The sequence below is a fragment of the Mycetocola manganoxydans genome, from assembly GCF_003667545.1.
GTDB lineage: Bacteria > Actinomycetota > Actinomycetes > Actinomycetales > Microbacteriaceae > Mycetocola_A > Mycetocola_A manganoxydans.
Genome location: NZ_RCUV01000008.1, coordinates 121,248 through 143,168 on the forward strand (window position 1 = coordinate 121,248; position 21,921 = coordinate 143,168).

Genomic DNA, 21,921 nt, shown 5'->3' on the forward strand with positions numbered 1-21,921 from the left:
CCCCGCCCCCGGAAGGAAACCACCCTCATGGCCGATGTCCCGCGAGAGTTGACCGACCTTCGCAAACTCACCGACGAGTTCACGCGCTTCATGCTGTCGTACAAATTCGGCATCGACGAAGTGATGACGAAGCTCAACATCCTCAAGGAAGAGTTCCATCACCGGCACGATTACAGCCCGATCGAGCACGTCAGTTCGCGTCTCAAATCTCCCGAGAGCATCCTGGAGAAAGCCAACCGCAAAGGGTGCGAGTTGACGCTCGACGGCATCCGGGAAGAACTTCACGACATCGCAGGGATCCGGGTGACCTGCAGCTTCGTCTCGGACACCTACCGGGTCGCCGAGATGATCACTGCCCAGCAGGACGTGACCGTGCTCGAGGTGCGGGACTACATTCGCGAACCAAAAAGCAACGGCTACCAGAGCCTGCACATGATCATCGAGGTCCCCGTCTTCATGTCCGACCACGTCGAGCGGGTCAAGGTGGAGGTTCAGATCCGGACCATCGCGATGGACTTCTGGGCCAGCCTCGAACACAAGATCTACTACAAGTACAACCGTGCCGTTCCCGAGACCCTGCTCGACGAGCTGCGCGAGGCCGCGCATGCCGCGAGCCGACTCGACGTGAAGATGGAGCGGCTGCACGACGAGGTCATCGCCCTCAGCGACGTCGTCGGGGTCGACGACGGCCTGATCGAGCCGGAGGAGATCGGGCGCGGGGACCTCCCGCCCGCCCTCGTCCAAATTCTCACCGCATCGCGCGTTGCGAGATAGCTTTGCCACAGCACCATGCGTCTTGCTACGGTGACGCCAACCGAGGGAGCTCACATGGTTTCACCATTCCGGATCGATACCGGCTCATCGACGCCGCCGTTCGAGCAGTTGAAGTCGCAGGTGATCGAGCGAACCCGGAACGGAAAGCTCGCGCCCGGCGATAAGTTACCGACCGTCCGCGGGCTCGCGGAAGAACTCGGCCTCGCTGCGACCACCGTCGCCAGGGCCTACCGGGAGCTCGAGCACGACGAGGTCATCGAGACCCGCGGTCGCAGGGGATCCTTCGTTTCTGCGGTCGGTGACCCGGTTCACAAGAACGTGCAGCTCGCGGCCGTCGCCTACGCCGACCGGGTGAAATCGCTCGGTGTGGATGCGGACGAAGCACTGTCCATCGTGAAGGCGGCCCTCGGCATCCGGCCCTGACCTCGAGCGCGTGCGCTCAGCGTGCGTCCGCACCGGACGTGTCGGACGCTTCCACCGGCACCGGATTGCGGATGCCTGCGAAGGAGATCAGCCCGCCCAGGATGAGGGCGATCGCCGTGGCGATCATCGCTCGGTGGAACCCGGCGAGATCGAGCACCGGACCGAGGATCAACCCGGCGCACGCGACGGCGACAAGCCCTGCGACGCGCGCGACTGCGTTGTTCACGGCTGAGCCGATGCCCGCCTGGCTCTCGTCGATCGCTCCGAGGATCGCGCTCGTGAGCGGGGCAACCGTGATCGACAGGCCCACACCGAAGAGGATGAGCCCGGGAAGCAACTGCAGCCAGTAATTCTCGTCGACAGTGACGGTGAGCAGAAGCAGGAATCCGACTCCCGCGACGATCGGACCGACCGTCATGAAAAGCCGGGGCCCGAGAGTGCCTGCGAGAGCCCCGATCCGGCTCGACAGCAGCAGCATCACGATGGTCGGTGGGAGGGTGGCGAGTCCCGTGAGTGTCGCCGGCCAGCCCGCCACCTGCTGCAGGTAGATCGCGATCACGAAGAAGCCGAAGCCGAGGGCTCCATAGATGAACACCGTCGCGATGTTGCCGGTGGAGAAGTTGCGGGAGGAGTAGAGCGAGAGGGGCATCATCGGATCGCGGGTGCGACTCTCCCACCAGAGGAACAGCCCGAAGGCGATGATCCCGACGACGAGCGGAGCCCAGACCATCGGGCTCGCCCAGCCGTAGCGGCCCTGCTCGATCAGCGCGAACACCGGACCGCCGAGTCCGATCGCCCCGAGTGCGGCTCCGACGACATCGACGCGCGGCCGGGTTGTCTGTGCCGGTTGCTTGTCCATCCTGGCGAGGAGCCACAGGGTGAATGCGATGGGGAGAACGTTGATGCCGAAGACGAGACGCCACGACACCGTGTCGACGAAAATCCCGCCGAGCAGCGGTCCGATGATCATCGCGGTTCCCGTCCATGCGGTCCACTGGCCGATGGCGCGTGCCTGTCCCTGACCGGAGAAGGTCGAGATGATGATGGCGAGTGAACTCGGCACGAGCAGAGCCGCTGCCGCGCCCTGGAGGGCGCGCGCGACGATGAGGAAGGCAGCACCAGGGGCGATCGCACAGAGGAGGGACGTCACTCCGAATCCGATCAGGCCGATGGCGAGGATGCGGACGCGGCCGAAGGCATCCGACAGCGAACCGGCAAGCAGGATGAACGCTCCGAGGGTGAGCAGGTAGGCGTCGACCACCCATTGCTGAACCGGGAGCCCGCCTCCGAACTCACGGGTGATCGCGGGCAGGGCCACGTTGATGATGGAGCCGTCGAGGAACGCGACGAACGAAGCCAGAATCGCGACGAGCAGCACGAGGCGCTTCGTCGCCCGATCGGAACGAGGAACGGATGCCATTCCCCCAGTATGCGCCGGTTGCCGGCTCGCATCGGATTCGCTTTGGCTCGGGATGCCGGACGATCGGAGTGGGAGGGCGAACTTCTCGCCGATACTGGGAAGGATGTGGGCAACCCGAGACGAGGACGCTTTCATGACCACCAGCAATCCATCCCGGGTTCGTCGCGTCCACGGCGCCCTGGGTCTCGACGACTCCCGCCTGATGGGGGTGCTCGCGCTGCTGTGGTCGACGACGGCCGTGTACATCGTGCTGCACTTCACGCACGTGTTCCTCGGCGTGCCCTGGAGTCCGCTGTTCAACCTCGGGACCGAACGCGGTTACGGCGAAGTGTTCTTCCAGATGCTTACCGGTTGGTCGATCGTCCTCCTTGTGCTCGCGGCCTTCAGGCGGCGCTCAGGCCTCCTGGCCATCTTCGGCGCGGCGATGGCTTACCTTCTCGCCGACGACTACTTCACGATTCACGAACGATTCGGCACCTGGTTCGCCAACTCCGTGATGTACGTCGGAAAGCTGTCGACCCATATCGGTGAGGCACTGTGGCTGGCACTGATCGGACTCATCCTGCTCGGCGCTCTCGCGGTCGCGTACCGACGCTCCGACCAGCTGTTGCGCCGGGTTGCCATCACCCTCGCGGCGCTCTTCGCCGCCCTCGTGTTCTTCGGGATCGCCATCGACATCCTCCACAGCCCGTTCATCGACATGCCGGTGATCGATCCGGTGTTCATCGCTCTCGAGGATGGCGGCGAGATCGCCGTCATGAGCCTGATCGTCGTATACGTGGTGTCCCTCGCGTTCCCGCGCGAGAATGACGGGTCCACCACCGACGAGCCGTCGATCGGTCCGTAACGGTCGTTCGGTGAATCGATCGGTCCGTAAGGGTCGTTCAACGAGGGTTGGAGTCGCCTTTTCAGACCGATCGAGGTCAGATGACCTCGGCACTCCACGGGTCGAGGTTTCCGAACCTGTGCGCCGTGATCGAGATCGCCTGTTCGTGCAGGAACGGCAGGAGCTCGATCCGTCCGGACTGCGTCACCGCGCCCGAGTAGATCGCGAGGTCGGGGTTTCCCCGTGCCTCTTCTGCGAGCGCCCGATGCAGGGCCACGCGGGAATCCTCGGGTCCGACGATGCGCACGCGAGGCGTCTCACCGCGCGCCGTACGGCTCACCCACTCCCCGTCGGTTTCGACGAAGACGGGAACGGAGAGGTCGCCGAGAAGTCCTCGCACGGGAGCAGGGAGACCGGATGCCACGCTGAGCGTGAACGGAGACCGCGCACGGAGTGCGGCGAGCGCGACCCGCAGCACCTCACCGAGATCGGCGTCGGCCGAGGCCCGGATCGCAACGGGAACCGGGCGGTACCGGAAGAGATTTCTCTCGACCGGGATACCCGAGGCATCCTTCGTCTCGCCGTACTCGTTGCCCCACGCGATGGCATCCGACAGGGCGGACCGGCGCAGGACGTCGAATTCCTCGTAGCCAAGAGACGGCTGCGCCGCTTCGATGAGCCGGGTGACCGAGCTGTCGAGGCCGCGGAGGTGCAGCGTCTTGCTGCTCGACCCGGCGTCCGGCAGCCAGGAACCGAGGGTGAGCAGGTAGTTGGGTCCGCCGGCCTTCGCGCCCGCGCCGACGGCGGAGCGCTTCCAGCCGCCGAACGGCTGGCGCTGCACGATCGCGCCGGTGATTCCGCGGTTGACGTAAAGGTTTCCCGCTTCGACAGTGGTGAGCCACTCGGCGAGCTCGTCCGGGTCCTGGGTGTGGAGCCCCGAGGTGAGCCCGTAGTCGATGGCGTTGGTGAACCGGATCGCCTCGGCCAGGTTCGCGGCGTGCATCACTCCGAGGACAGGACCGAAGAACTCGGTGAGATGGAAGTAGGAGCCGGGGGCGACATCGGCCCGGATGCCTGGTGACCACAGCCGGCCGGTGTCGTCGAGCTGCTTCGGCTTGACCAGCCATTTCTCTCCCACGCCGAGTTCGGTGAGGGCGTGCTTGAGTTTGCCGTCTGCCGGCTCGATGATCGGGCCCATGAGACTCGTCGCGTCCTCCGGGTATCCGACCCGGAGGGAGGTGGCTGCGTCGACGAGCTGGCGGTGGAATCGTTCGCTCCTGGCGACGGAGCCGACGAGGATGACGAGGCTCGCTGCCGAGCACTTCTGACCGGCGTGGCCGAATGCACTCTTCACGACATCTGCGGCCGCCAGGTCCAGGTCGGCGCTCGGAGTGACGATGATGGCGTTCTTTCCGCTTGTCTCGGCGAGGAGCGGAAGGTCGGGGCGCCAGGAGCGGAAGAGGTCAGCGGTCTCCCACGCTCCGGTGAGGATGACCCGGTCGACGTCGGGGTGCGAGACGAGTTGCTTGCCGAGCTCGCGCTCGTCGAGGGCGACGAGGGTGAGGAGTTCCTGCGGCACTCCCGCCTCCCACAGTGCTTCAGCGAGAACTGCTGCGCAGCGGCGGGCCTGGTGCGCGGGCTTGAGGATGACGCCTGAGCCTGCAGCGAGCGCGGCGAGCACGCCCCCCGCTGGGATCGCGACGGGGAAGTTCCACGGCGGGGTGACGACGGTGAGCTTCGACGGCACGAACCGGGCCCCGCGCACGGCGTCGAGTTCGCGGGCCTTCGCCGCGTAGTAGTGGGCGAAGTCGATGGCTTCGCTGACTTCGGGATCGGCCTCGGCGATGGTCTTCCCGGTTTCGGATGCCATCACCTCGATCAGGCGGTCACGGTTGGCCGCGAGAGAGAGGGCCGCCTTCTCGAGCACGGCTGCGCGGTCGGCGGCCGGAAGGCCCCCCCACGTTGCCCCGCGGTCGCGGACGCCGCCGATGATGAAATCGAGAGTGGCGGCATCCGGAACCGTGCACTCCGCGATCGTGCGATTGCCGAGTTCACTGCCGGGTACCCTGGCCAGGATCCTGGTTGCCCAGGCCCGGTTCGCCGGCAGGGACGGGTCGGTGTCGCGCGTGTTGACGAATCCGGGCGCGCCGAGGTCGGTGGCGGGTACCGTGTTGAGCGTCGTGGTGTCGAAGACGCGAACGGTGTCGAACGGGGACTCCTGCTTCGACCCGCGGGCGAGGCCGAGCACCTGCTGGGTCATGCCGAGCTCGTCACCCTCTGGCTTGGTGAAGGGCTCGGCCGACGGCGCACGCTGCACGAGTTCGTCGGCGGTGGCGAGGGTCCACTCGGTCTCACGGTTCTGGGTCCGACGCGGCGACGGTATTTCGTGCGGCGTCGCTTCGAGCTGGGAGACGGATGCCAGGAACCGCTTCTTCTCCCGTTCGAACAGGGCGGTGTTCTCGTGCAGTTCGAACACCGCGGACATGAAGTTCTCCTGCGACGCGTTCTCCTCGAGCCGCCGGATCAGATAGGAAATGGCGACGTCGAACTCTTTCGGGTTCACCACCGGTGTGTAGAGCAGGAGGTTCCCGACGTCGCGTTTCACGGCATCCGCCTGCCCGGTCGCCATTCCGAGGAGCATCTCGAATTCGACGCCGTCGGTGACGCCGCGAGCCTGGGCAAGGAGCCAGGCGAAGGCGAGGTCGAACAGGTTGTGACCCGCAACGCCGACGCGGACGTTTCTCGTGCGCTCCGGGGTCAACGCCCACATCAGCACGCGCTTGTAGTTGGCGTCGGTGTCCTGCTTGGAGTCGTACGGCGCTGTCGGCCAGTCGTGGATGGCTGCGTCGACGCCCTCCATCGCGAGGTTTGCACCCTTCACGAGGCGGACCTTGATCGGTGCCCCACCGGATGCCACGCGTTCGGCCGCCCAGTCCTGGAGCGTCTGCATCGCAGCGAGTGCGTCAGGAAGGTAGGCCTGCAGCACGATTCCCGCCTCCAGCCCCTTCAACTGCGGCTGGTCGAGAATTCGCATGAAGGCGGCGACCGTGAGGTCGAGGTCGCGGTACTCCTCCATGTCGAGGTTGATGAACTTCTCGGTCGGGGAGCTCGCAGCAAGTTCGTACAGAGGCGTCAGCCGCTCGACCACACGGTCGACGGCGTCGTCGAACGCCCACATCGACAGCTGGGAGACGATCGACGAAACCTTGATCGAGACGTAGTCGACGTCGTCGCGCGCGAGCAGGTTCCGCGTCCCGTGAAGTCGTTTGGCCGCCTCGGCGTCACCGAGAACCGCTTCGCCGAGCAGGTTGAGGTTAAGCCGGGAACCCTCCTGACGGAGGTGCTCGATCGCCGGGCCGAGCTTCGCCGGGGTGGCGTCGACGACGAGGTGCCCAACCATCCCGCGGAGTACCTTGCGGGCGACCGGAATCACAACCCACGGCATCACCGGGCCGAGGATTCCGCCCGCGGTGATCGCGGCGCGGAGGTACCAGGGCAGGAAGGCCGGGGTCAGCTTCGCGACCCGCTGCAGGTTGTAGCCGGCGACGAAGAGATCCTCCGGTCGCATCACACCGTCGACGAAGCCGACGGTGAAGGCGAGTCCGTTCGGATCCTTGAGAACTTCGGCCAGGCGCTGGGCCGCCGGGTCGACCGTCGCGCCTGCGCTCTCGTCCACCCATTTACGGGCGAGGGAGACGGCATCCGTAGCGAGCTGAGTGGCGCTCAAATCCGCGCCGGCCGAGGTGTGAGGCATGATCACGAGACTATTCCTCCTGCGTTGGAGTGTCGGGAGGTCGCCGCGCGGTTTGCGGGGACTCTCAGTCTCAGTGTGCGCCAGCGCGTCGATTCAGAAAAGCGAATCTTTCCGAAGGATATTCATCAGCGCAGCCGATGGTTAGGCTGGCCGCATGCTCGATATGAGACGGCTCCGCCTGCTGCGCGAGGTTCAGCTTCGCGGGACGCTCGCCGATGTCGCCGAAGCCCTCGCGTACAGTCCATCGTCTGTGTCGCAACAGTTGTCGCAACTGGAGCGTGAGGCGGGCGTCAAACTGCTCCAGAAGAGCGGCCGGCGGGTTCAGCTGACCCCACAGGGTGAATTGCTCGCCACCCGGGCCGCCGAACTGCTCGACGGGCTCGAACGCGCTGAGGCGGAACTCGCCACATCGCTCGACGCTGTTGTCGGTACCGTGCGGGTCGCGGTGTTCCAGTCCGCCGCCCATGCGGTGATTCCCGAGGCGCTGACGTTGCTGCGGGATGAGCACCCACAACTTCGCGTCGAGATCGTCGAGCGCGAGCCCGAGGAGGGACTGTTCGACCTCGCCGCCCGTGACTTCGATCTCGTGCTCGCCGAGCAGTACCCGGGACACACGCGGCCCCACCTTCCCGACCTGGATCGTGAGTTCCTCGCGACCGATGTGTTGCGACTGGCGTTGCCGCCGGCATCCGCCGTGTCGTCGCTGTCGGATGCCGCTTCGCTTCCGTTCGTGATGGAACCGGAGGGGACCGTCGCGCGGCTGTGGGCGACGCAACTGTGCCGGGCGGCCGGGTTCGAGCCAGACGTGCGGTTCGAGACCGCTGACCTGATCGCACACATCCGGCTCGTGGAGTCGGGCAACGCGGTCGGGATGCTGCCAGACCTGGTCTGGTCGGGGCGCGACCCGGCGCTGCGGCTCATCGACCTGCCCGGCACTCCCTCGCGCACGGTCTTCACGTCGGCGCGTCTGGTCAGCGCCGCGCGGCCGGCGGTGACCGCCGTGCGGAGTGCACTCGCGCGGGCGACCGGGTTCCTGGTGTCGCCGGCCTGACATCGGCGGTCGACGGCTCCTCCTGGTTCTGGAGCCGCCGGCTGCCATCGTGGGAGAATCGCGGCATGACGACACCCCAGGGATACGACGCGATCATCGTCGGAGGCGGCCACAACGGTCTCGTCGCCGCCGCCTACCTCGGCAAGGCAGGCAAACGAGTGCTCCTTCTCGAGCGACTGGATGCCGTCGGCGGGGCCGCCGTATCCGCCCAGGCATTCGAGGGCGTCGAAGCCTGGCTCTCGCGCTACTCGTACCTCGTCAGCCTCCTCCCCCAGCGGATCATCGACGACCTCGCACTCGACATCACGCTCGTGCGCCGCCGCTATTCGTCGTACACGCCGGACCCGTCGGACCCGACCCGCGGGCTGCTCATCGACAACGCCGATGCTGTCGCCACGAAGGCCTCGTTCGATCGCATCGGGGCTCCCGCGGACGAATTCGACCTGTTCGAGCGCTTCTACGAACACTGCCGCCGGCTCACCGAAGCACTGTGGCCGACCATGACGGCTCCGCTTCTCACCCGGTCCGAAGCGAAGCGCCTCGTGACGGATGTCGGCGGGTCCAGCGAGTGGGACGCGATGATCGAGCATCCGATCGGCGACGTCATCTCGACGCATCTCGAGAACGACCTCGTGCGTGGTGTCGTTCTCACCGACGCCCTGATCGGCACCTTCGCCCGCGCCGACGATACCGACCTGCAGCAGAACATCTGCTTCCTGTACCACCTGATCGGTGGGGGAACAGGGGACTGGGACGTTCCCGTCGGCGGCATGGGTGCCGTGTCCAGCGAAATCGCGCGGGCTGCAAGGGACGCCGGTGCCGAGCTCGCCACGAACGCCGAGGTCACCGCGATCGACCCGGCGGGGCGCGTACGGTACATCGTCGATGGTGCCCAGGTCGAGGCATCCGCGACCTGGATTCTCGCGAACGTCGCCCCCGCGACCCTCGACGCGCTTGTTCGCGCGGGAACCGAGGTGTCGTACGGGCGCGAGCAGCTCGCGGCCGGTGAGCCGTCGGCCGGGGTGTTCGAAGCGCGGCCGTTCGGTTCCGCTACCGACCACAATCCGAACACCAGCCGTGAAGGCGCGCAGGTCAAGGTGAACCTGCTGCTCTCCCGCTTGCCCCGGTTGCTCGACGAGACGGTGAGTCCCGAGGCCGCGTTCGGTGGAACTTTTCACATCAATGAGTCGTGGTCAGGACTCGACGCGGCGTATTCGATGGCCGCAGGCGGCGGCATCCCGAGCCCGTTGCCGTGCGAGATCTACTGCCACTCGCTCGCCGACCCGACCATCCTCGGTCCCGAGCTTCGGGAGGGAGGTGCCCATACCCTCACCGTTTTCGGACTGCACGTGCCGTCGCGCCTCGTGACCGCCGAGAACAACGACGAGATGCGGTCTCGGCTGCAGGCCGCGGTGCTGGAATCGCTCAACTCGGTGCTCGCCGAACCGATCGAGGACATCATCATGACGGATGCCGCCGGCTGGCCCTGCATCGAAACGAAGACGACGCTCGACATCGAACGAGCGGTGGGCATGCCGAAGGGCAACATCTTCCACGGCGGCCTCGACTGGCCGTTCCTCGAGGACGATGCGCCCGTCAGCACACCGGCCGAGCGTTGGGGGGTGGCGACGCGGCATCCGCGAATCGTGCTGTGCGGGTCGGGAGCGCGGCGCGGCGGGGCCGTCTCCGGGATCGGCGGGCACAATGCCGCGATGGCGGTGCTCGAGAGCGAGTAGGCCCCGGGTGGCGCGCTGCGTTGCTCGGTCACCTTTGGCTGGACTGCGCGGTTGCTTGGCCACTCTTGGCTGGACTACAGCCAGATCTGTAGCCAAAAGTGGCGACGCAACGCCACCCGCGGATGCCGCCTCACCCGGCCCGCGGCATCCGCCCCACAACGACCGCGTCAGTGCCTGCGGTGGTCCTGGATCGTGATCTTCGGGCCACGTCGCGGTTTGCGGATGCCGCTCAACAGGATCAACCGCAGCACCCGCTGGCGCTGGCCAGCCCACGGTTCGAGCAGTTCGAGCATGGCGTCGTCGTCCACCGGTGAGCCGGTGAGCGCCATCCCGACCGTCGACGCGAGGTGGTAGTCGCCGACGCTGACGGCATCCGGGTCGCCATGGGCACGGCTGGTCACTTCGGCGGCTGTCCACGGGCCGATGCCGGGCAGGCTGCGCAAGCGAACGGATGCCTCGGCGGCCTCGGCGACGACGTCCCCGGTTCCCGTGATCGTGCGTTCCAGGGCGGCGGCGACGCGGGACGCCCGCACCGCTGTCTCGGAGCGCTGCGGACCGACACCTGCGGTGTGCCACTCCCAGCTCGGGATGTGGCGCCAGGTGTCGGCGTCCGGGGCGACGACCATGCCGTCCGGCGCGGGCCCGGGAGCGGGAGTGCCGTGGCGGCGCACGAGCAGTCGCCAGGCCGCCCACGCTTCGACGACAGTGACCTTCTGCTCCAGGATCGCCGGCGCGAGCATCTCGAAGACCAGCCGGTTGCGGCCGAGGCGCAGACCGGGGTTTCGTCGATGAACCTCACTGAGCAGCGGACTCGGCGACAGGTCGATGTCGCTCCAGTCGTCGCGGGCGCCGAGGAGTTCGGGCACCCCGTCGATCGACCATTCGGCGCCGGGACCCCACGCGGTGGCGTCGACTCCGGTCGCGTCCTGGGCGAGGTGCAGGGTGGCCGGCCCGGCTGGCGTGCGCATGGTGATCCACGCGCCGGTCGTCGTGCGCCGGAAGCACGGTCCGTCTCCGCCACGCGAGAACGGGCTGACGATTCTCTGCACCTGTAACGGATGCCGCGGAGCGTACCGTTCGCGTCGCACAAGGTCGCCGGCGGAACTCGCTGCGTCGAGCGAGCTGCGGGTGAGTGCGGGCGCGTCCATCCCGTTCACCCTACGTCAGGGGCACCGACATTCGCCGGGGAGCTGCTGTGGTTCATCGGTCCCGTTTGCCCGGTTTCGGGCCACAAAACCGACATTCCGGACCGACGAACGCACCCCGTCGCATCCGACCCCGCTTCATCGGTCCCGTATGCCGCTTTTCGGGCCGCACACCCGACATTCCGGACCGACGAACGGTGGTTCCGACGAAAATCCTGCGTGACGCCCGCGCCTCGCGCTACAACTGTCGCAAACGCACCGCATCCCGCCGCAAAGCGCGCAATAGCGACCACCGAACCGCGGCCGGCATCCCGAGCGACACTTCAGTTGTCGCAAACGCACCGCATTCCGCCGCAAAGCGCGCATCAGCGACCACCGAACCGCCGTCTCACCCGGCCACCCACTCACCCACGGCGTCCCCACGAGACGGATGCCGCGGCATCCGCCCCGTAAAAAACGTCGCTCGGTCAAGAATGGTCGCCCCGCACCGCGCACTCTCGCCAAAACCGACCGAGCGATGCGGCGAACAGCCGAAACCGACCGAGCAACGGCACGAGCTCAGCGCGGATCGACCGGAACCGCGCCAGGCCACTCGCTCGGCGCCGGTGCAGAGGTCGACGGGAGCGCGACATCCTGGCCCCAGCGGACCTGCCACTCCGGAAGCCGCAGCTCCGGCGGCACCGACCCGATCGCGTCGATGAGTTCGGCAACCGACACGGTTCCGCCGCGCTTCTTGAGGAATCGCGCCCGGATCGTGGCCTGCGCGAAGATCTCACCGTTCACGACGATCCGCTGGTCGACGAACACCGCCTTGTCGTCGTAGCCTGATACCCGCGTCTCGATCACGAATTTCTGCCACAGCTTGAGCGACTTCCTGAACGTGATCGTCTCGGCGACAACGACCGGGTACCAGCCGCGGCCGGTGAGGATGTCCCAGATCCCGTTCCGGATGAGCAGGTCGAACCGCCCGAGATCCAGCACAGACAGGTACACACCGTTGTTCATGTGCCGATTGAGGTCGAGGTCGGTCGGCAGCACACGCATCGGGAGACGCCCGACGTCATAGTGCCCGATCGCGGGGCCGCGCTTACCGGCGCGGGGTGCACGCAGGAACAGAAGCAGGGTGCGGAAAATCATGTGCATTGGACGGATGCTACGCGGTCACCGCACCTGCGGCATCCGGCCTGTAGGGAGAGAACAAGCCGCCCCGAAATCGAGTCGGGACGGCTTGTTCACCAGCCCACAATCGTGGGCGGGGCGATTCACTCGGTGAGGTGCCGTTCGTCCGGCCCGTTGTATGCGGACAGCGGCCGGATGAGTGCATTCGACGCGGCCTGCTCCATGATGTGGGCGGTCCAGCCGACGATCCGCGACGCGACGAAGAGCGGCGTGAAGGTCGGCGTGTCGAACCCCATGAGGTTGTACGCAGGGCCGGACGGGTAGTCCAGGTTCGGTTTGATGTTCTTGCGCGAACCCATCGCCCCTTCGAGCGTTTCGTACAACTCGAGCATTTCCGGGCGATCGTAGTGCTCGACGAGCGTGTCGAGCGCGGCCTTCATGGTCGGAACCCGCGAGTCACCGTTCTTATAGACGCGGTGCCCGAAGCCCATGATCTTGCGCTTGGTGGCGAGCGCATCCTCGAGCCATGCCTCGGCTTTGTCTGCCGTTCCGATCTCGTCGAACGTGTGCATGACGGCTTCGTTGGCCCCGCCGTGGAGAGGTCCCTTGAGCGCGCCGACGCCTCCGACGACCGCGGAGTACAGGTCGCTGAGCGTCGAGGTGATGACTCGAGCGGTGAACGTCGACGCGTTGAAGGAGTGCTCGGCATACAGGATCATCGACACGGTGAACGCGTCGACGACGACGGATGCCGGAACCTCACCGAACGTCATCCAGAGGAAGTTCTCCGAATAGCCGAGGTCGTCGCGGGGTGGCACGAGGTCCTCACCGCGGCGGCGGCGCTGGTCGTACGCGACGATCGCCGGCAGCTGGGCGTAGAGCCGCGCTGCCTTGTTGAGGTTGGATTCTTCCGTCGCGACGTCGGCGTCCGGGTCGTTGGCTCCGATCGCGCTCACCGCGGTGCGGAGGACGTCCATCGGGTGCGCGGTCTTCGGCGTCAGGTCGATGACGGCGCGCACGTTGTCGTCGAGGGCTCGCTGCCCGCGTTCGACGTCCACGAAGGCGGCCAGTTCGGCATCCGTCGGGAGTTCACCGTGCCAGAGCAGGTACGCGACCTGCTCGAAGCTGCAGTTGGCGGCGAGTTCCTGAACCGGGTAGCCCCGGTACAGGAGAGAGTTGGTCTCCGGGTTGACCTTGGAGACCGCGGTGTAATCGACGACGACGCCGGCAAGCCCCTTCTTGATGTCGGACTCTGTCATTCCGTGCTCCTTTGCTGAGAAGTATCGAGCGTGCGGGGTGCTATTTGGCGACGGTGAAGTTGAACACCGAGGTGTCGAAGTGGTTGTAGCCCTCGTAGTCGACCAGGTCGTACAGGTCGGCACGGTGCTGCATTTCGTCGAGCTTAGAGGTGAGGTTACCGTGCTCGGTCAACGTGTCGAGGGCACGTCCCGCAGCTCCCATGGCGATCCGCAGCAGCGAGACGGGCCAGATGACGATGTTGATGCCGATGTCGGCGAGCTGGCTGCTCGTGAACAGTTCGCTCTTTCCGAACTCGGTCATGTTCGCGAGGATCGGCACGTCGACCGCGTTGCGCACCGCTTCGAACTCACCGAGGTCGCGCATGGCTTCAGGGAAGATCGCGTCGGCGCCAGCATCGACGAGTTTCTTGGCGCGGTCGATGGCGGCATCGAGGCCGTCGACGGCACGGATGTCGGTGCGCGCCATGATGAGGAAGTTGTCGTCCCTGCGTGCGTCCGCCGCTGAGCGGATCCGCTTGAGCGCCGTCGACTCGTCCACAACCTGCTTGCCGTCGAGGTGGCCACAGCGCTTGGGGTTGATCTGGTCCTCGATGTGCATGCCGGCGAGACCGGCATCCTCGAGTTCCTGAATGGTGCGGGCGACATTCATCGGCTCGCCGAATCCGGTGTCCGCGTCGACGAGAGCGGGGAGCTCGGTCATCCGGGCGATCTGCTTCGCGCGGCCGGCGACCTCACTGAGGGTCGTGAGCCCGATGTCGGGCAGCCCGAGATCAGCGCTGAGGACGGCGCCGGAGATGTAGACGCCGTCGAAACCCTTCTGCTCGATCAGTCGCGCGGAGAGCGGGTTGAATGCGCCGGGGAACTGGAGGAGTTCGCCGGTGGCGAGGCGGTCCCGGAAGATCCGGCGCTTGTCTTCGGGTGTGGTTTTCGAGTACAGCATGTTTAGAAGAGTCCCTTCGGGGAGTCGACGCCGGCCAGGACGCCAGAGGCCGCCTGGATGGTGAGGCCGCTGAGCTCGTCAGCGGTGAGTTCGGGCAGGCGCTGCACGAGCTCGAGGAAACGCTCGATCTCGGCGGGTTCGAGAACGTCTGCGGCAAGGGTGCGGAACTTGGTGATGTAGTCCTCGCGGGCGAACGGACGGGCACCGAGCGGGTGCGCGTCGGCGACGGCGATCTCGTCGACGATCGTGGAACCGTCGGTGAGGACGATCTCGACGCGGCCACCGAAGGCCTTCTCGTTCGGATCGAGGGAGTGGTAGCGGCGGGTCCACTCGGCGTCTTCCTGGGTGGTCACTCGCTGCCACAGCTCGACGGTGTCCTGGCGGGACGCACGTTCAGGCGCATAGGAGTCGACGTGGTGCCAGCGGCCGTCCTGCAGGGCGACGGTGAAGATGTACGGGATCGAGTGGTCGAGCGTCTCGCGGGACGCGGTCGGGTCGTACTTCTGCGGGTCGTTCGCGCCGGACCCGATGACGTAGTGGGTGTGGTGCGATGTGTGGAGCACCACCCGATCGATCGTGCCGGACTCGACCAGATGCGGGTACTGGCTGTGCAGCTTGCGCGCGAGGTCGATCCACGCCTGCGCCTGGTACTCGGCCGAGTGTTCCTTCGTGTAGCTGTCGAGGATCGCACGCTTCGGCTCGCCCGCTTCGGGGAGCGGAACCTCGTAGGAGGCATCCGGACCGTCGAGCAACCAGGCGATCACGCCGTCCTCGCCCTCGTAGATGGGTTCGGGTGAGGTCTGGCCGCGCATGGCCCGGTCGACGGCTTCGATCGCCATCTTGCCGGCGAAAGCGGGCGCGTGGGCCTTCCAGGTGGAGATCTGGCCCTTACGCGACTGACGGGTGGCGGTTGTGGTGTGGAGCGCCTGGCCGACGGCCTGGAAGATCGTCTCGACGTCGAGGCCGAGCATGGTGCCGATGCCCGCTGCCGCCGATGGGCCGAGGTGCGCGACGTGGTCGATCTTGTGCTTGTGCAGGCTGATCGCCTTGACGAGGTCGACCTGGATCTCGTAGCCGGTCGCGATGCCACGGACGAGGTCCCGACCGGTGCAGCCGGCGTGCTGCGCGACGGCGACGATCGGAGGGATGTTGTCGCCGGGGTGCGAGTACTCCGCCGCGAGGAACGTGTCGTGGTAGTCGAGCTCACGAACGGCAACACCGTTCGCCCACGCTGCCCACTCCGGGCTGACGCGACGGCCGGGATCCGACCCGAACACGGTCGCTCCGTTCCCGCCGGTGGTGACCGGGTGGGCGAGCGCCTGCGATCGCGCGGACACGACGGGGGCACGCGTGAGGGATGCCGCGGCAACGGACGCGTTGTCGATCACGCGGTTGATGATCATGTCGGTGACCTCGGCGGACACCTCCACCGGGTCGGCGGCGACCTCGGCGATCGCCCAGGCCAGCTGCCCGGTGCGCTCGAGGTTCTCTTCGCTCTTGTGGACCCTCAGGTGGTGGTTCTTCATGGTGTTCCCTTCGTGGACGTTCAGACGGTGGCGCCGGTCGGGCCGGCGGCGTCGAGGAGGTTGGCGAGACTCTTGCGCAGATGCACGGCTGTAGCCTGCGCTGCGAGCATCTCGTCTCGGTCGAGGATTGCCTGGACGATGAGCAGGTGTTCGGAGACCGACTCGGCCAGGCGGGTGGGGTTATCCTGCGCCAGACGGCGGACGCGCGCCAGGTGATTGCGCAGCCCGGCGAGGGAGGCGAGGAGGAACGGGTTCGCCACAGCGGTGTCGATGGCCGCGTCGAGGCGGGCAACGAGATCGTAGTAGGCGGCTGATCCCTGTTCGAGGCCGGCGGGAGCCGCGAGGAAGTCGTCACGGAGCCTCTCGAACGTGGCGGTCTCCCGGCGTCGCGCAGCTAGGCGGGCGGCCTGGGTTTCGAGCGCCTCGCGCAATTCGAACAGCCCGGCGAGGTTGTCGGCCGACACGTCTGTGACGACTCCGGCGCGGCCGCGCTGCGTGTCGATGAGCCCCTCGGCGGCGAGCCGGGTAATGGCTTCACGGAGAGGCGTCCGCGAGATGCCGAGGCGCTCAGACTGCTCGGTCTCACCGAGCACGGTTCCCGGGGCAAGGCGCCACTGAAGGATGTCATCCTTCAGGACGGCGTAGGCCCGATCGCTTGCTCGCACAGCCCCAGCATACGACGTTTTTCCGGTCCGGTATACAGAAGCGCGTCAAAGCGGGGCAATCCGTGCCAGTTGAGGGCGTTCCGTATACCGGCTGTCAGTGTCGAGGTGGCGAGTGCGTCAGCGCTGCACGGGCCGCGCCCTCCGGAACGGCCGCGAGCGTCGACGGCATCCAGCGCGGGCTGTTGTCCTTGTCGATCACGCGGGCGCGGATGCCTTCGGTCAGGTCGGGTTGCTCAACGAGCCACGCGGAGACCCGGTACTCGGACGTGAGGCAGTCGCGGAGGTTCCCGAGCTGCCGTGCCTCTCGCATGGACGCGAGCGCAACCGTCAACGCGAGCGGTGAGAGCTTCGTGAGTTCGTCAGCGGCGGCGCGCGCGTCGACCTCGGACTCGGCTCCGAGCTGTTCCAGGATCGTCGCCACGCTGTCCCCGGAGTAGCAGCGATCGATCCACTCACGGCGCTCGAGAAGCTCGGAGGGCGGCGGGGTCTCGTCGAACAGCAGCACGACCTCGGCGGGAGAGCCGGGGTCTGCCCGTTCGCCGAGGGCCTGGTAGAGATGCGGGAGCCGCTCCGATGGGACGTAATAGTCCGCGAAACCGCACGCGAGAGCATCCGCCCCGGTCATCGTTGCCGCGTTGAGACCGAGGTAGGTGCCGAGCTCGCCCGGCGCGCGGGCGAGAAGGTGGGTGCCGCCGACGTCAGGGCTGAAGCCGATGCGGGTCTCGGGCATCGCGACCCGGCTGCGTTCGGTGACGATGCGGATACCGGCGTGAGCTGAGACGCCGACGCCGCCTCCCATGGTGATGCCGTCCATGATCGAGACGAACGGCTTCGGATACTCGGCGATGATCGCGCACAGCTCGTACTCGTCGTGCCAGAAGTGGCGGGAGAGATCATTGCGCCCGGCGAGAGCATTCGTGTGCAGCCCGCGAATGTCTCCGCCGGCGCAGAGGCCGCGGTCGCCGGCGCCGTCGAGGACGACGAGCGACACTTCGGAGTCGTCCCGCCAGCTCACGAGCGCGTCGCGGATCCCGAGGATCATGCCGTGCGTGAGTGCGTTGAGCACAGCGGGCCGGTTGAGAGTGAGATGGCCGATGCCGTCTCCCACGCTCACCAGAAGGTCGCCCATGTGTGCTCCTCTCTCGTTCAAGCCCCCCGCGGCTCGAGCCTAGACCCCGCCGAATTCACTCGCTGCGGACACGATCACCCGGTGCGCCGCGTGAAGCGGACCGGAACGAGTGAAAACGCGGGTGAACGGATGCCGCGGGCCGGCCGCCGCCTACAGGAAGATGTCCGGAAACAGGTCGTCCTCGGCAACACCGGGTGAGTACTGCGAGAAGTCGGTCACACCGGCGGCGATCAGAACGTCTTCGACGATGAGGGACTGGCCCGTGTACCCACGTGCCGGCTGAATGAGCACTTCGTAGGCGGCATCCGCGTAGATCTCCGGCGTGCGACTCTTGGCGAGAAGCGCCTCTCCGCCGAGGATGTTGCCGACGGCAGCGGTCTTGATCGTCGTACGCGGCCACAGCGTGTTGGCGGCGATGCCGTCGCGGGCGAATTCGGCGGCGAAACCGAGTGTCGCCATCGACATCCCGTACTTCGCGAGGGTGTAGCCGGTGTGTGCGCCGAGCCACTTCGGGTCGAGGTTGATCGGTGGGCTCAGCGACAGGATGTGCGCGTTGTCGGCCTGCTTGAGGTGCGGGATCGCGGCGCGCGAGAGCATGAACGTTCCGCGCATGTTGACGTCCTGCATGAGGTCGAAGCGCTTGGGCTCGAGGTCGAGGGTGCGCGCGAGGCTGATGACGCTCGCGTTGTTGACGACGATGTCGATGCCCCCGAACGTGTCGACGGCCTGGCTGACGGCGTCGGCGATGGACGCGTCGTCGCGCACGTCTCCGACGACGGCGAGCGCCTGGCCGCCTGCCGCGCGCACGGCGTCGGCCGCGGTGTGGATGGTGCCTTCGAGGCGCGGGTCGGGGGTGTCCGTCTTGGCGAGCATCACGATGTTGGCGCCGTCGCGTGCGGCACGGAGGGCGATGGCGAGGCCGATGCCGCGGCTGCCGCCCGACATGAGGATCGTCTTTCCTGCGAGTGGTGCTGTCATGGGGTCACTTTCGTTTCGAGGTTCGGGGGCGGATGCCGCGGGCCGGATGCATTTTCACTCGGTGCGGACCAATTCACCCGGCGTAGCGCGTGTTGTGGTCCGGAGTGGGTGAATTCGCGGGCCCGGCCGGCGAGCGGATGCTAGCGGCGGGCCGAGCGGGCGACGAACGCGGCGATGCGGGCCCTGGCGTCATCGGTTCCCGCTGCCGCGGCGATCGTGCGGGCTTCGTCGTCATACGAGGCCCGGAGCTCGCGGTGCACGCCGGATCGGAGCAGTCGCTTCGCCTGCCCGAATGCCGCGGTCGCGCCGGTGAGCCAGCGATCGGCGACCGCGCGAGCGCGGGCATCCGTCTCGCCCGGAGGGGTGACCTCGGTGATGAGGCCCCAGTCGAGGGCTTCGGCGGCGGTGAGCGAGGTGTCGCTGAGGGTGAGTTGCAGCGCGCGGCGCAGGCCGACGGCTTCGGGGAGGAGCGTCGAGACACCGCAGTCCGGGGTGAGGCCGATGTCGGCGTACTTCGACACGAAGCGAGCGTTCTCGGACGCGACGATGTAGTCGGCGACGAGCATGAAGCCGAGGCCTCCCCCGGCGACGGCGCCCTGAACGGCGGCCACGATCGGCTTCGGTGTCGCGGTGAGGATCTGGTGCCCCTCGTGGATGATGTCGGCGAGCTCGCCGATGGTGGCGGATGTCTCGCCGTCCATCGCGCTCATCTCAGCGACGTCCCCGCCCGCGCAGAACGCTGGACCGGCGGCGTCGACGAGCACGGCTCGGATGTCGTCGCGGTCGGAAACCTGACGAGCGATGTCGAGCCAGGCGTGGGCGGCGTCGTCATTGATCGCGTTGAGCCTGGCAGGACGGTTGAGGGTGATGTGGGCGAGGCCGTCGTTCACGGCGAAGAGGATGCTGTCGGTCATGTGGTTCCTTTGATAGAGCTACTTCGGTGCCATCCGGATGGCACCGTCCAGGCGGATGGTCTCACCGTTGAGGTACGAGTTCTCGGCGATGTGCTGCACGAGGGCCGCGTACTCGTCAGGGCGGCCGAGGCGTGACGGGAACGGCACCTGCTCGCCGAGCGAGTCCTGCGCCGCCTGCGGGAGGCCCTTGAGCATCGGGGTCTCCATGATCCCCGGCGCGATCGTGGCGACGCGGATGCCGTATCTCGCCAGTTCCCGCGCGAGCGGAAGTGTCATGGCAGCGACACCGCCCTTCGACGCTGCGTATGCGGGCTGGCCGATCTGCCCGTCGAATGCGGCGACGCTGGCGGTGTTGACGATCACGCCCCGTTCGCCGTCGGCGTCCGGCTCGGATTCCGCCATCGCGGCGGCGGCGAGCCGCACGACGTTGAAGGTTCCGATCAGATTCACCTGGAGCACGCGGCTGAATGTCTCGAGGGGCAGAATGCCGTCACGACCGAGGACCTTGCCCGGTGTGGCAACGCCGGCACAGTTGACGACGATCCGGAGGGGTGCCAGCTCGAGGGCCGCGTCGACGGCTGCCTGAACTTCGTCTTCGTTCGACACGTCGGCGGGAACGAAACGTGCGTTCTCACCCAGCCGCGCCGCGGCATCCGCACCGGGAGACGACGGCAGGTCGACGATCACGACCGACATCCCGGCTGCGCTGAGCCGGGTGGCTGTGGCGTTGCCGAGTCCCGAGGCGCCACCGGTGATGAGGGCGGATGCTCCGTCAAGCTTCATTGCTGGGTCCTCTCGTTCCTGAGTGGGTGTGCTGCGAGCCTAGGGGTGCCGGCCGGCGCGCTCCACCCGCGTTGTCGCCGACGACGATCTGCAGGCGTTGCCTCGCCGGGGCGTTGTGTCGTCTCTACAACGTCGCCGTGCACGTTCAACAGGCAGTCGCGCCGGAAACCGGCCGTTTGCACCTGTTGAGAGTGCTCGCGGCCAAATCACGCCTGTTGAGCGAACCTCGCTGCGTCAGATCCGCTCGATCAGGGTCGCGTTGGCCATGCCGCCGCCCTCGCACATGGTCTGTAGGCCGTAACGCCCGCCGCCGGTGTTGAGTGCGTTGACGAGGGTCGCGAGAATGCGGGTTCCGGATGCTCCGAGCGGGTGCCCGAGAGCAATCGCGCCGCCCCACGGGTTGAGTTTCGACGCATCGACGTCGAACTCGCGCTGCCAGGCGAGCGGCACGGACGCGAACGCTTCGTTGACCTCGAACACGTCGATGTCGTCGATCGAAACCCCGGTGCGCTCGAGCAGTCGCTGCGTCGCTGGGATGACGCCGGTGAGCATCTCGATCGGGTCGCTGCCGACCTGGGCGAAGCCGACGAAGCGTGCGAGCGGCGTGAGGCCGAGTTCCTCCGCCTTCTCCTCGCTCATGATGAGGGCAGCGGATGCCCCGTCGGTGAGCGGGGACGCGTTGCCCGCGGTGATGTTCCAGCCGATGTCGGGGAAACGCTCGGCATACTCGTCGGTGCGGAATGCGGGCGACAACCCGGCGAGTCCGTCGGCAGTGGTTCCCCGGCGCACCGTTTCGTCGACACCGAACCGGGTGCTGCTGCCATCCGCGCCAGGCACGTTGACCGGGACGACCTCGGGAACAAACAAGCCGCGATCGATGGCGGATGCCGCGCGGCGGTGCGACTGGGCGGCGTACGCGTCGAGGTCACTCCTGCTGAGCTTCCAGCGAGCGGCGATGAGCTCGGCCGAGATGCCCTGGTGAACGAGACCGTCGGGGTATCGTTCCCGAACGCCCTGGCCGTAGGCATCCTCCCCCAGCGTGGCGTAGCCGATCGGCTGCCGGCTCATCTGCTCGACTCCGCACGCGATCACGATGTCGCTCGTGCCCGCCATGATCGCCTGTGCCGCGAACTGCGCCGCCTGCTGGCTGGAGCCGCACTGCCGGTCCACCGTCGTGCCGGGAACGCTTTCCGGGAGGCCGGCGGCGAGAACCGCGTTGCGGGCGATGTTCACCGACTGCCGTCCAGCCTGTGTGACGCAGCCGGCGATGACATCGTCGATGCGGGCCGGGTCGATCCCGGTGCGCTCGACGAGTTGCTGGAGGACCTGGGCCAGAAGGTCGACCGGGTGGATCTCGCTCAGGCCCCCGCCGGGCTTGCCCCGCCCGGATGGCGTTCGAATGGCGTCGATGATGACAGCGCGTGACATGGTGCTCCGATCGGTCGGTTGTCTTCGAGCGTACGACTTTTGCCGTGAACC

18 protein-coding genes are annotated in these 21,921 nt (G+C 67.1%); 5 read left to right on the forward strand and 13 right to left on the reverse strand.

Annotated elements, in window-relative coordinates; genetic code table 11:
- The first annotated feature begins 27 nt into the window (after positions 1–27).
- Together D9V29_RS08655 and D9V29_RS08660 are read left to right on the forward strand one after the other, a co-directional pair.
- Positions 28–774 (forward strand): GTP pyrophosphokinase, encoded by a 747-nt coding sequence (locus D9V29_RS08655; RefSeq protein WP_121672922.1) that lies wholly within the window; start codon positions 28–30, stop codon positions 772–774.
- Positions 775–828: 54 nt separating this feature from the next.
- Positions 829–1,197, forward strand: a complete 369-nt coding sequence (locus tag D9V29_RS08660) for a GntR family transcriptional regulator (RefSeq protein WP_121672923.1) — start codon at positions 829–831, stop codon at positions 1,195–1,197.
- 16 nt (positions 1,198–1,213) lie between these two features.
- Here D9V29_RS08660 and D9V29_RS08665 read toward each other — a convergent pair whose 3' ends face one another.
- Positions 1,214–2,617, reverse strand: coding sequence for an MFS transporter (locus D9V29_RS08665; protein ID WP_121673032.1), 1,404 nt, complete (start codon positions 2,615–2,617; stop codon positions 1,214–1,216).
- A 133-nt stretch (positions 2,618–2,750) separates the two neighbouring features.
- On the opposite strand from D9V29_RS08665, the gene D9V29_RS08670 reads away from it, so the two are divergent.
- Positions 2,751–3,464 carry a DUF8692 domain-containing protein gene (locus D9V29_RS08670; RefSeq protein WP_121672924.1) on the forward strand — a complete coding sequence of 238 codons (714 nt, stop codon included), beginning with the start codon at positions 2,751–2,753 and terminating at the stop codon, positions 3,462–3,464.
- 76 nt (positions 3,465–3,540) lie between these two features.
- Here the strand turns inward: D9V29_RS08670 and D9V29_RS08675 are convergent, their stop codons facing one another.
- On the reverse strand, positions 3,541–7,197 hold the full coding sequence (locus tag D9V29_RS08675) for a proline dehydrogenase family protein (protein ID WP_121673033.1): 3,657 nt from the start codon (positions 7,195–7,197) through the stop codon (positions 3,541–3,543).
- 154 nt (positions 7,198–7,351) lie between these two features.
- Here D9V29_RS08675 and D9V29_RS08680 point away from each other — a divergent pair, with 154 nt between their 5' ends.
- Both D9V29_RS08680 and D9V29_RS08685 read left to right on the forward strand, forming a co-directional pair.
- Positions 7,352–8,248 carry a LysR family transcriptional regulator gene (locus tag D9V29_RS08680; protein ID WP_121672925.1) on the forward strand — a complete coding sequence of 299 codons (897 nt, stop codon included), beginning with the start codon at positions 7,352–7,354 and terminating at the stop codon, positions 8,246–8,248.
- A 65-nt stretch (positions 8,249–8,313) separates the two neighbouring features.
- Positions 8,314–9,984 (forward strand): phytoene desaturase family protein, encoded by a 1,671-nt coding sequence (locus tag D9V29_RS08685; protein ID WP_121672926.1) that lies wholly within the window; start codon positions 8,314–8,316, stop codon positions 9,982–9,984.
- Positions 9,985–10,151: 167 nt separating this feature from the next.
- Here D9V29_RS08685 and D9V29_RS08690 read toward each other — a convergent pair whose 3' ends face one another.
- The 11 genes from D9V29_RS08690 to D9V29_RS08740 form a co-directional block, all read right to left on the reverse strand.
- The gene (locus D9V29_RS08690; RefSeq protein ID WP_121672927.1) at positions 10,152–11,132 is read right to left on the reverse strand and encodes a DNA-3-methyladenine glycosylase family protein; all 981 of its coding nucleotides are present in this window, start codon (positions 11,130–11,132) and stop codon (positions 10,152–10,154) included.
- A gap of 555 nt (positions 11,133–11,687) precedes the next feature.
- Positions 11,688–12,272 carry an acyl-CoA thioesterase gene (locus D9V29_RS08695; protein ID WP_121672928.1) on the reverse strand — a complete coding sequence of 195 codons (585 nt, stop codon included), beginning with the start codon at positions 12,270–12,272 and terminating at the stop codon, positions 11,688–11,690.
- 119 nt (positions 12,273–12,391) lie between these two features.
- A complete protein-coding gene (locus D9V29_RS08700) occupies positions 12,392–13,507 on the reverse strand; it encodes a bifunctional 2-methylcitrate synthase/citrate synthase (protein WP_121672929.1) in 1,116 nt (371 codons plus the stop codon).
- Between the two features lie 40 nt (positions 13,508–13,547).
- Positions 13,548–14,447, reverse strand: coding sequence for a methylisocitrate lyase (gene prpB, locus D9V29_RS08705; RefSeq protein WP_121672930.1), 900 nt, complete (start codon positions 14,445–14,447; stop codon positions 13,548–13,550).
- Between the two features lie 2 nt (positions 14,448–14,449).
- A complete protein-coding gene (locus tag D9V29_RS08710) occupies positions 14,450–15,973 on the reverse strand; it encodes an MmgE/PrpD family protein (protein WP_121672931.1) in 1,524 nt (507 codons plus the stop codon).
- 20 nt (positions 15,974–15,993) lie between these two features.
- The gene (locus tag D9V29_RS08715) at positions 15,994–16,638 is read right to left on the reverse strand and encodes a GntR family transcriptional regulator (RefSeq protein ID WP_121672932.1); all 645 of its coding nucleotides are present in this window, start codon (positions 16,636–16,638) and stop codon (positions 15,994–15,996) included.
- 94 nt (positions 16,639–16,732) lie between these two features.
- Positions 16,733–17,767 carry an enoyl-CoA hydratase/isomerase family protein gene (locus tag D9V29_RS08720; RefSeq protein ID WP_121672933.1) on the reverse strand — a complete coding sequence of 345 codons (1,035 nt, stop codon included), beginning with the start codon at positions 17,765–17,767 and terminating at the stop codon, positions 16,733–16,735.
- A gap of 150 nt (positions 17,768–17,917) precedes the next feature.
- Complete coding sequence (locus D9V29_RS08725) at positions 17,918–18,745, reverse strand: SDR family oxidoreductase (protein WP_121672934.1); 828 nt, start codon at positions 18,743–18,745, stop codon at positions 17,918–17,920.
- 140 nt (positions 18,746–18,885) lie between these two features.
- Positions 18,886–19,659 carry an enoyl-CoA hydratase/isomerase family protein gene (locus tag D9V29_RS08730; protein ID WP_121672935.1) on the reverse strand — a complete coding sequence of 258 codons (774 nt, stop codon included), beginning with the start codon at positions 19,657–19,659 and terminating at the stop codon, positions 18,886–18,888.
- An 18-nt stretch (positions 19,660–19,677) separates the two neighbouring features.
- Positions 19,678–20,442: a 3-hydroxyacyl-CoA dehydrogenase gene (locus tag D9V29_RS08735; protein WP_121672936.1), complete on the reverse strand. Its 765-nt coding sequence runs from the start codon at positions 20,440–20,442 to the stop codon at positions 19,678–19,680.
- Positions 20,443–20,676: 234 nt separating this feature from the next.
- Positions 20,677–21,870, reverse strand: a complete 1,194-nt coding sequence (locus tag D9V29_RS08740; protein WP_121672937.1) for a thiolase family protein — start codon at positions 21,868–21,870, stop codon at positions 20,677–20,679.
- Positions 21,871–21,921 lie beyond the last annotated feature (51 nt).